Origin of the sequence: Chitinophaga sp. (assembly GCF_039596135.1) — a bacterium.
Taxonomy (GTDB): Bacteria; Bacteroidota; Bacteroidia; order Chitinophagales; family Chitinophagaceae; genus Chitinophaga.
Window position 1 is genome coordinate 143,412 of record NZ_JBCNKH010000010.1, and the last position, 10,687, is coordinate 154,098.

A 10,687-nucleotide genomic window follows, 5' to 3' on the forward strand; every position below is an offset into this window, starting at 1 on the left:
GCAAACTCATGACCTTTAAGCAGATCACTGGCAAATTACATTTATGGCTCGGGCTTTGTTCCGGGCTTGTTGTTTTAATACTGGGCATCACCGGTTGTTTGTATGCTTTTATTGAAGAACTAAAACCCGCGGTCTATCATGACCGCATGTATGTGACCGTACCACCCGATGCCGTGCGTTTATCACTCGCCACTTTACAGGCCAATGCACAAAAGGCCATCGGTGCCGATAAGCCACTGCAGGTAGCCGAAGTGCCGACTGCGCCGGACCGGACGGTCTACTTTCGCGCGGTGAAGGTGAATGAAGAAAAGACCTTTTACAACAGCTACCTGACCTATTATTACAAAGTATACATGAACCCATATACAGGAGCAGTCGTAAAAGTTGAAAATACGAAATATGAATTCTTTAATATAGTGCTTAACCTGCATATCAACCTGTTAATGGGACCTGTGGTAGGTAATAAAATTGTCAACTGGTGTGTGGTAATTTTCGTAGTGATGCTGATCTCAGGTCTCATCCTCTGGTGGCCTAAAAACAAAAGTGCCATGAAACAGCGGGTATGGTTCAAATGGAAAAAAGATACAAAGTGGAAGCGCAAAAACTACGACCTGCACAACATAGCCGGGTTCTATGCCATGTTCATCTTACTGGTGATCAGTCTGACCGGCCTGGTATGGAGTTTTGAATGGTTCAATAAAGCCGTACAATGGACGGCCAACGGTGGTAAATCTGCCCCTGAGCTGCCTGCCCTGACCTCAGACACACTAGACCTGCGCCCATTTTCCATGGATAAGATACTGCATAATGCCTTACAGCAGGACCCTACTGCCACAACCCTGTTCGTGTCTATTCCTAAAAACAATAAAGCAGCCGTTTCCGTATATGCCAGGAACGCCCGCCGACCCTATTTTACCAGTACCACCACCTTTTATGACCAGCATAGTGGTCAACAACTGAGAAGAAGTACCTTCAGTACCCGGAACAACGGAGAAAAGGTATTGTCATTTAACTATGATTTGCATGTGGGTAGCATATTAGGTCTGCCCGGGAAAATGCTGGCATTCTTTGCCTCCCTTATCGCTGCTTCCCTGCCTGTGACCGGAGTGTACATCTGGTGGGGCAGAAAAAACAAAAAGACGACTAAAAATAAAAAACAGGTACTCCGTAAACCAGTAGTCAGCGTACCTGTATAAACTACTTACTATGATGATATTTGTTAACTTATTCCCTTACGATTAAGGGGCGGCGCTGCTGTATACGAACTATTTTCCCGTCATATCTTTATCGGTTCAAACAGGTCATTATTTAACGTAACAAGAATAATGAACAAGACAGACACAATCCGTATCCTACTGGCGGATGCACAGCCTGTGTATAGAGAAGGGATCAGAAGTCTGCTCACTAATCAGGAAAACCCTTATGTAATACAGGAAGCAGGAAACACAGACGAGTTCAGACATGTGTTACAGTCATACGATCCTGATATATTGATCCTCGATTATAACCCGGCATTCTTCAGTCCCGAAGTAGTAAGTGCTGTGCCCACCCTGATTCCCTCGTGCAAAGTAATCATTATTTCCAGCCAGCAGACGAAAGCGGACATACTCCGCTCACTGGAACTGAATGTATACTGCTACCTCACTAAAGAATGTGGAAAGCAGGAATTGCAGGAAGCCATTACCGGCGCCTTACAGGGGCGCAAAAAATATGCACCATTTATTGTAGATCTGCTGCTGGATGATAGACGTAATGCTTCCTATACTACTACCATACTAACCGGAAAGGAAACTGCTATTATTCAACACATTGCCTCCGGAAAAGCAAATAAAGAAATTGCAGCTGCAATGAACCTGAGTCCCCATACGGTGCATACACACAGAAAGAATATTATGAAGAAACTAAATGTACATTCGGCGGTCGGACTCGCGAGCTTCGCCATCGAAAATAATTTAGTATAAGCTTTTGCCCCAGGTAAAAGCTTTTTTTGTGCAATCACATACCCTATATAGGGTATCCGCTTACCATCCGCGCATACCCTCTTTTTACCCCACCCAGGCGATTGCCATTCTATTATGGTATACCTAGTTTTACATCACTGAAAAACTGCGCTTAACCCAGGATTTACTACCATCAACAAAAACTATTTTATGAATACTGAAAAGGTTTACGACTTTGCGGCAATCGGTGCAGGTCCCTTCAATATCAGCCTCGCGGCCATGACACAACCCATTAAGACACTGAATGGCATTTTTCTGGATCAGCGCGAAGGTTTCAACTGGCATCCTGGTATGCTGCTACAGGACACGACATTACAAGTTCCCTTCATGGCGGACCTTGTTACCATGGCAGATCCTACCAGCCCGTTCAGCTTTCTGAACTACCTGAAGGAAGAAGGTCGCATCTATTCTTTTTACATCAGGGAGAATTTCAAAATATTGCGCCACGAGTATAACAAGTACTGCCAGTGGGCGGTGAAGAAGCTGTCCAATCTGCATTGGAATACATGCGTGGAGGATATTACCTGGGATGATGACCGGGAATACTATACCCTGTTTACCAATAACGGAAAGATCAACGCGAAAAGATTAGTGTTAGGTACCGGTACCGTGCCATATGTACCTGCCATGTGCAGGGAGCATTTGGGAAACGCCATTCACTCATCCAACTACCTCGAAAATAAAACTACACTTCAAAGTAAGCGTAGCATCACTATCGTGGGCAGTGGCCAGAGTGCTGCTGAAATTTATTATGACCTGTTAGGAGACATCGATACCTATGGGTACCAACTGCACTGGATTACCCGTTCTCCCAGGTTCTTTCCGCTTGAATACAGCAAGCTCACGCTGGAAATGACCTCCCCCGAATACGTCGATTACTTCCATGCCCTGCCCATGGAAAAGAGAGACCTGCTGAGCCGGAATCAACGACATTTGTACAAAGGAATTAATAACGATCTCATTGGCAATATCTTCGACCTGCTGTATACAAAAAGACTCCAACACGATATCACCGTATCACTGCGCACAAATTCCGCATTGAAGAAGGTCGTATATGATGATGGCTTCACGCTGGACTTTTACCAGGAAGAAGTAGAAAAACATTACAGGCACCATACCGAAGGACTGATACTAGCTACTGGTTATCATTACAGTATGCCCGCTTTCTTGAATAACATTAAAGACAGAATCGCTTTCGATGAAAAAGGCCGATTCGATGTAAGCCGTAATTACAGCATTGGTAAAAACATCTTCGTACAAAATGCCGAGCTGCACACCCATGGCTTATCTACGCCAGACCTGGGTATGGGCTGCTATCGCAATGCCATCCTGATCCGCGAAATGACAGGTATGGACTACTATGCAATAGAGAAAAGAATTGCCTTCCAGCAATTCATGGTTACCGACGATGAACAAATTTTACAGCATATTCCGGAACTGATTTAAGTATGAAGGTGAGAAATTTCCTGATCATCATGACGCTGGTGGCGGTGGTGAGTGATTATCTATTGCATCCGTTTTACCCTCATTTCTTTAAATCCCAGTTTGGGATTAGTGATCCGAAGGCCGTTGGCTTTTATTTCAGCACAGTATGCGCAACCGTTATGGTCGCCTTCCCGATGTGGGCATGGATCTCAAAAGGGAAATCAGAACTGCGTATTCTCGTTTATACCCAACTGATAGCCGGCACCCTGGCAGCCAGTTGTTTTTTTATCACCAGCTATGTACACTTCTGGATTGTTTCCTTATCGATTATTGTCTTTAAAGGAAGCTACCTGCTGGTATATCCTTTTATCCTGCGCATTACGAAAAAAGAGGAGCATACCCATATCATCGGGTTACTTGCAGTAATCATTCATTGCGGCAGTGTACTCGGTGCTGTATTTGGCGGTATGCTGATCGACTGGTTGTCGCCGGCATGGATCTTTATGGGCATGGCAGCCGGCGATTTTATACAGGCAGGTATGAGTTTCTACCTGCTCCAAACCTCCGGTGAGGTACCTCCAGCCGCAACGCCACCAAAGGTCAAAACCAGTATCTGGCCACAAGGTATGGTGTTGAAACTGGGTATTATCACCCTGATTTTGTACTTCAGTGATTTCATCATCCGGCCCTTTTTTGTAAAATACTGGGAAAGCCTGACCAATAGCAACAGTAAAATGTTGTCAGGCGCTGTATATGCTATCCCCGCCGTGGTCGCGATGATTGGCCTGTATATAAACAAGAAACAACAGGGTGCGCGCAATGTATACCAGGGTATTATCTCCGCACTGTTATTTGGCCTGGCAGGTTTGTTATTGCAGCGATATCCCATGGCCGGCGCGGTATTTATCGGTCGGTGTATTTACGGCTGGTCATTCTTCCAGGCTGCTGTTCGCTTCGATGCCCTGCTTTTTCATGTGAGCGACCCGGTAGCATATGCCATTGAATATAGTAAAATCCATTTCTTTCAGAATATGGGTGTATTGATAGCCAGCACCATGGCCGGGGTATTGGTAGATCAGTTTAGCCTGCGCATGCCCTTTATGGTAGCTTTTGCAGGTTTCGCCATTGTAACCGTCCTATATTATTATGTAATTAGAACACAGCCTTCCAAAACGTCAAAATTGATAGTATGAAACAAGCCGCACAAGTAGTTTCCAATTTACAACCGGCATTATGGGCACGTGCCAACCAATTGCACGTATGTAAGATCATCAGTGAGTTTGCCCATGAGCTGTTGCTCACACCCGTTTTGCAATATGAAGAAAATGAATGGGGACATTATACGCTGACTTCCCCAGAGGAAATAGTTTATAGTTTCCGTGCCCGGATCTTAAGGCTGCAGCACTGGTATATCGACAAAGATTCGCTGAAGAAATTCAAAGGTGATGAACAGGCACCTTTAGATAGCCTGCACTTTATATTGGAATTCAAAGACCTGTTAAATATTTCAACAGAGCAGCTGCCCAGTTATCTCGAAGAGATCACCAGCACCTTGTATGGCAGTACCTATATGATGGCCAATCATACGCTGAGTGCAGGGGAATTAGTGAATGCCGGTTACCAGACGCTGGAGCACGCCATGACCAGTGGCCATCCCTGTTTTGTGGCCAACAATGGCCGTATAGGATTTGACGCGGAAGACTACAGGGCATATGCACCGGAGGCAGATACACGCATCCGTTTAATCTGGTTAGCTGGCCATAAAAGCCGGGCGGCATATGCCGCGGTAGATGACCTACCTTACCAGTTATTGATGGAAAAGGAACTGGGAGAGCGGACGCTGGCCTCTTTTAATAAAGTTCTGAAAGAGAAAGGCGTAGATCCTGCTGATTACTTCTTTATTCCCGTACACCCGTGGCAGTGGTACAATAAACTGGCCATCATTTTTGCACCTGACATTGCCAGTAATCTGCTGGTTTGCCTTGGCGAAGGCCCGGACGATTTCAGCGCACAGCAATCCATTCGTACTTTTTATAACCTTAGCCATCCGGATAAACATTATACCAAGACTGCCATCGGCGTACTCAATATGGGATTCGTAAGAGGGTTGACCCCTTATTATATGGATAGTACACCACCGATTACAGCGTGGATCAAGTCAGCAATTGCAGGCGATCCTTATATACAAAAATTAGGATTTACCCTGCTATGTGAAGTTGCGACCGTAGGTTACCGCAACTTCTACTACGAACCATTTGGAAAGACATCGCCTTACAATAAAATGCTCGCTGCCCTGTGGCGGGAAAGCCCTGCCACTGTATTGCAACCGGGCCAGCGCCTGATGACAATGGCCGGTTTACTGCACATCGATTTCAATGGCAATTCATTATTGCATGAATTGATCAAAGCAGCCGGTATCAGTACAACAGACTGGTTACGAAAGTATTTGCAGAGTTATCTCACGCCTTTGTTGCATTGTTTTTATGAGCATGATCTCGTGTTCATGCCGCATGGAGAGAACCTGATACTTGTATTGGAGAACCATGCACCTGTGAAAGCGATCATGAAAGACATTACGGAAGAGATCGGGGTATTTAGTTACAAAGAAGAGATTCCTGAAAAGGGGAGAAGGATTTGTGTAACGGTGCCGGAAGAATTAAGAGCCTTGAGTATACTCACAGATGTATTTGATTGTTTTTTCCGTTTTGTAGCACAGATCCTGGTAGAACATTGTGACTATGCAGAAGATAAGTTCTGGCAGCTGGTAGCATCCACCATTCACGCTTACCAGGAAGAACATCCCGAACATGCGGAAAAGTTCGAACAATATGACCTGTTTGCAGAAGAGTTCATCCTCTCTTGTCTGAACCGACTGCAATTGAGAAATAACAAGCAAATGGTAGACCTGGCCGATCCGGCTGGTAGTTTGCAGTTGGCCGGTATGTTAAAGAACCCGATAGCAGTTTACAAAAAAGCTAATGCATCCTTACAGCATGTATGATGACGAAAGTGGAAATGATTACGGACCTGATCCGGAATCGCAGGAGCATTTTTGCTGACTACTATATAGATAAGCCTGTTCCTAAACCGGTGATAGAAGAAGTATTGACGAATGCTATTTGGGCACCTAATTATAAAATGACCCAGCCCTGGCGCTTTATCGTTTTGCAGGGCGAGCAGCTGACACAATTTGGCGTGTACCTCGCGGAGTATTATAAAACGCAGTATGAACGGCTATTACATTATCCGGCAAGAGCAGGTTGTGTGGTCGTCATCATCATGCGGAGAAGTACGAAAGTTGAGATAACAGAATGGGAAGAACTGGCAGCAGTAGCCTGTGCTGTACAGAATATGGCGCTCACCTGTACAGCCTATGACATAGGCGGATACTGGGATAGCTGTGCCGCCTGTATTGAATATGCGGCGCGGTTTGAACTGGCACCGAATGAAAGATGCCTCGGCTTTTTTTACATGGGTTATTATAATATGGCAGAATATACTTCCAGTAAACGGCGGACAGGAATTGAGAAAAAAGTGACCTGGTTAACATGAATACATATCTCCCCATCTTACTCGGAAAACTACAGGGCGTATTCGGCTATGTGGTCCTTGGCCTTGTAATCGTAGAATGGCTGTTACTAGTCATCAGTAAAAAAATGGAAAGCAACAGGGAAGGCTGGGTGAATGTCTTTTCGTATGTATTGGATAGCATTCCTTATTTCTTCTTAGGCAAAGTTGTGATCTTCGGTACTATGATGTGGTTGTACCAGTACCGCATCACCACACTGAGCGATGCCTGGTACATATGGATCCTCACCTACCTGGTGTACGATTTCATGTTCTGGCTGGTACACCTGCTGGGGCACCAGGTGCGCTTCTTCTGGTGTATACATGGTGTACATCACACCGCCGAAGAAATGAAACTGACGGTAGCTGTACGGGGCTCATTCCTGGGATTCCTGCATATTCCGCTCACAATTATCTGGCTACCCATCTTAGGTTTTGATCCATTCATGATATTTATCTGTGAATCCATAGCCAGGCTCTATGGCTTGTATGAACATGTGAATGATCACTTTGACCGCTATGTTGGCAAACAGCGGTTCCTGGAATTCCTGTTCATCACACCATCCGTACACCGGGTACACCATGCAAAGAATTACATCTACCTGGACAGGAACTATGGTGAAACTTTTTCTATCTGGGATAAATTGTTTGGCACATTCCAGACAGAACTGGATGATATAAAACCAGTGTATGGCATACTGAGTGAACAGATCAATCCCAAAAGCCTCTGGCAGGTACAATTACTACTCTGGCGGGATCTCTGGACAGATATCAGATCCGCACCCCGCCTGATTGATAAGATACGCTATGTGCTCAAACCTCCGGGATGGAATCATATAGACGGCGGCAAGATGGCTGCTGCATACAGGGATGAAGCCTGGAAGGAAAAATCACTCTCTAAAACGAAACAATATGGAACCCAATACAGCGAACATAATGCATGATGTGTTGCTCTCCGTAACACGCACCTATCCGCCAATGGCCCCACTCATCATAGATATCACTCCACGTGAACGCGCGGCCATTACAAAACTGGGCGATATGCTGGCACTGGCATTTGGAGGTTATGAAAACCCCGCATTCATTGCAGAGTTGCATTTGCATGCGTTTCAGTTATTGCCGGAAAGGATTTCCCGTATCCTCAGCAGTTTTGGAACAGATTTCTCTGCTTCGCAGTATGGTGCGATTGTATTGAGAGGACTGGTGAATGTAGACCAGGACCAGCTGGGTCCTACGCCACCTTCTTATAAGCAGTTGGATAATACGAAGATCAATCGTTATGGTTTTATTTGTGCTTTGTTGCACGGGGCGGTGCCTTCCAAACCGGTGCAGTACTATGCACAGCGCAGGGGCGGCGGGTTACTGCATGCGATTATTCCTGATGAGAAAATGAATTTTACGCAGACGGGGTCGGGATCAAGAACGGATTTGTTTGTGCATACGGAAGATGCTTTCCTGTTTAATGCGGCGGATTTTCTCAGTTTTCTCTTTTTGAGAAATGAGGAGCAGGTGCCGAGTTCATTGTATAGCATTCGTTCGCATGGCGAATTAAGTGATGCATTGTTCGAACCGATTTATAAGTGTCCGAAGGATGCCAACTATGATGCAGATGCAGCCAGGGGGGAAGAAGTCACCACCCCCGTATTATATGGCAACAGGGAGCACCCTTTTATCCGCTTTGATGCGGCGGAGCAAATATATAATGAAGCGGCCGGACAAACCCCGGAGGCAATGGCTCATTTAAAACATTTCTGGGAAGAGGCGCGCCAGCTCATTTACAATGATTTTATACCGGAGTCCGGTGATCTCATATTTGTGAACAATCATTTGTGTGCACATGGCAGGAATGCTTTTGTGGCAGGGTTCCGGAAGGAGAATGATCGGATGGTGAAATGTGAGCGGCGAATGATGTTGCGTATGATGAGCAAGACCAGTCTCATTGGCATCAGGGGCGTGACGCATGCAGACGACCCTTATTTAATTATGGAAGAACATTACGGCAGTCTATTTAAATAAATCAATTATGAATCAACCAACGTTGGTTGCTGCACCTGTAAAGGATATTTTTTACGAAGGTGCTGCGGCAGAATACAATGCTGCTATCACGGCTGCTGCAGAGCGGGTGACAGCTTTTCTTGAAAATAATAAGAAACCATTTAGCGGGATAAAGCCGGCGGCTTTGCTGGCGCAGTTCAGGGAAGTGGATTTTGATACCCCGCTTCCTGATTATGAGAGTTTGTTTGAGGAAGTAGATCGGTTGTATATACAGCATGCAACGGCGTTTCATTTGCCAAAGTACATTGCACACCTGAATTGCCCGGTGGTGATACCGGCGCTGGCGGCAGAAGTGATTATCAGTGCGATCAATAGTAGCCAGGATACGTACGATCAGAGTGCGGGTGGAACGTTTATGGAGAGAAAGCTGATAGACTGGACGGGCGCGCAGATTGGGTATGATGAGCAGTGCGCCGGCGTGTTTACGGCAGGAGGTTCGCAGAGTAATATGATGGGGTTGTTGCTGGCAAGGGATTACTATGCGTTGAACTTTCTGAACCATAATATAAAACTGGATGGACATCCTGTGGAGGCAAGCCGATTTAGGATTTTCGTGTCAGAGAAGGCCCATTTTAGTAATCAGAAGAATGCGTCGCTGATGGGGTTGGGGGAGCAGGCGGTGATAAAAGTATCGACTGATGAACGGTTCAGGATGGATGTGGGCGCATTGGAGGCGGCTATTCAAAAAGAACGCCAGTTGGGGAATATTCCAATAGCAGTAATAGCTACAGCTGGTACCACCGATTTTGGGAATGTGGATCCACTCAATGGCATAGCCGGCGTGGCGAAGCGGAACCAGTTGTGGTATCATGTAGATGCCGCTTATGGATGTGGGTTGCTGTTAACGGATAAGTACCGGTATTTGCTGGATGGAATTGAGCTGGCAGATTCGGTGACTATAGATTATCATAAGTCTTTTTTCCAGCCGATTAGCTCAAGTGCTTTTATCGTGAAGAATAAGTTGCACCTGAACATCATTAAGCACCATGCGGATTACCTGAATCCAAAGGAGCAGGATTATGATGCGCTGCCGGCACAGATTAATAAGTCGGTGACGCAGAGTACGAGAAGGTTTGATGCATTGAAACTGTGGTTTACATTACGCCTTATGGGCAGGCAGCAGTTGGGGGCGTATACAGATACGATTATTGAAACGGCAGAAGAGGCGGCATGTTATATAGAAAGCCAGGAAGATTTTCAGTTATTAAGTCATAGCGATTTAGGGGTGTTGGTGTTCAGGTATTATCCTGCTTCATTGACCGTTTCGCCTTGTGAATTGAATAGAAGAATAAAGGAAAAGTTGTTTTTTTCCGGTGAGGTATTGGTAGCAAGTACAAAAGTAGACGGGCGGTTTTATCTGAAGTTTACGATATTAAATCCTTTGACGACCATTGAGGATATAAAAGAGATATTAAATGCAATCAGAGCTGTTTGATATTGTCAATAGGGGGCTGTCTGGATTTTAAAGGATGGCCCCTTTATATGCGTTTAAATGGTTTCCTGCTTATCGTTATCACTTTTTCCTTTTGGTCCGGAATTTTTTGGAGGTGGAAGTAGGCTAAACAGTGATGGTCTGTTGGTAGGTGTATTTTGTGGTTGGGGAAGAGTGTCAAATAGTGATGGTCTGTTGGTAGGTGTAT

9 protein-coding genes are annotated in these 10,687 nt (G+C 45.4%); all 9 read left to right on the forward strand.

The features are described 5' to 3' along the window. Nucleotides 1-8 precede the first annotated feature (8 nt). Nucleotides 9-1,196, forward strand: a complete 1,188-nt coding sequence (locus ABDW16_RS09790; RefSeq protein WP_343669375.1) for a PepSY-associated TM helix domain-containing protein — start codon at nucleotides 9-11, stop codon at nucleotides 1,194-1,196. 129 nt (nucleotides 1,197-1,325) lie between these two features. Beyond that, a complete protein-coding gene (locus ABDW16_RS09795) occupies nucleotides 1,326-1,961 on the forward strand; it encodes a response regulator transcription factor (RefSeq protein WP_343669376.1) in 636 nt (211 codons plus the stop codon). Between the two features lie 189 nt (nucleotides 1,962-2,150). After that, complete coding sequence (locus ABDW16_RS09800; RefSeq protein WP_343669378.1) at nucleotides 2,151-3,446, forward strand: SidA/IucD/PvdA family monooxygenase; 1,296 nt, start codon at nucleotides 2,151-2,153, stop codon at nucleotides 3,444-3,446. Between the two features lie 2 nt (nucleotides 3,447-3,448). After that, the gene (locus ABDW16_RS09805) at nucleotides 3,449-4,618 is read left to right on the forward strand and encodes an MFS transporter (protein WP_343669379.1); all 1,170 of its coding nucleotides are present in this window, start codon (nucleotides 3,449-3,451) and stop codon (nucleotides 4,616-4,618) included. Further along, nucleotides 4,615-6,426 (forward strand): IucA/IucC family siderophore biosynthesis protein, encoded by a 1,812-nt coding sequence (locus ABDW16_RS09810; RefSeq protein WP_343669380.1) that lies wholly within the window; start codon nucleotides 4,615-4,617, stop codon nucleotides 6,424-6,426. The genes ABDW16_RS09805 and ABDW16_RS09810 overlap by 4 nt, the downstream gene beginning before the upstream one ends. Beyond that, entirely contained in the window at nucleotides 6,423-6,977 is a 555-nt protein-coding gene (locus tag ABDW16_RS09815) for a nitroreductase (RefSeq protein WP_343669382.1), read from the forward strand. The genes ABDW16_RS09810 and ABDW16_RS09815 overlap by 4 nt, the downstream gene beginning before the upstream one ends. Continuing rightward, nucleotides 6,974-7,936, forward strand: coding sequence for a sterol desaturase family protein (locus ABDW16_RS09820; RefSeq protein WP_343669384.1), 963 nt, complete (start codon nucleotides 6,974-6,976; stop codon nucleotides 7,934-7,936). Before ABDW16_RS09815 ends, ABDW16_RS09820 begins: the two co-directional genes overlap by 4 nt. Further along, nucleotides 7,905-9,008: a taurine catabolism dioxygenase TauD gene (locus tag ABDW16_RS09825; protein WP_343669385.1), complete on the forward strand. Its 1,104-nt coding sequence runs from the start codon at nucleotides 7,905-7,907 to the stop codon at nucleotides 9,006-9,008. Before ABDW16_RS09820 ends, ABDW16_RS09825 begins: the two co-directional genes overlap by 32 nt. Before the next feature lie 7 nt (nucleotides 9,009-9,015). Then, on the forward strand, nucleotides 9,016-10,482 hold the full coding sequence (locus ABDW16_RS09830) for an aspartate aminotransferase family protein (RefSeq protein ID WP_343669386.1): 1,467 nt from the start codon (nucleotides 9,016-9,018) through the stop codon (nucleotides 10,480-10,482). The last annotated feature ends 205 nt before the right edge of the window (nucleotides 10,483-10,687 follow it).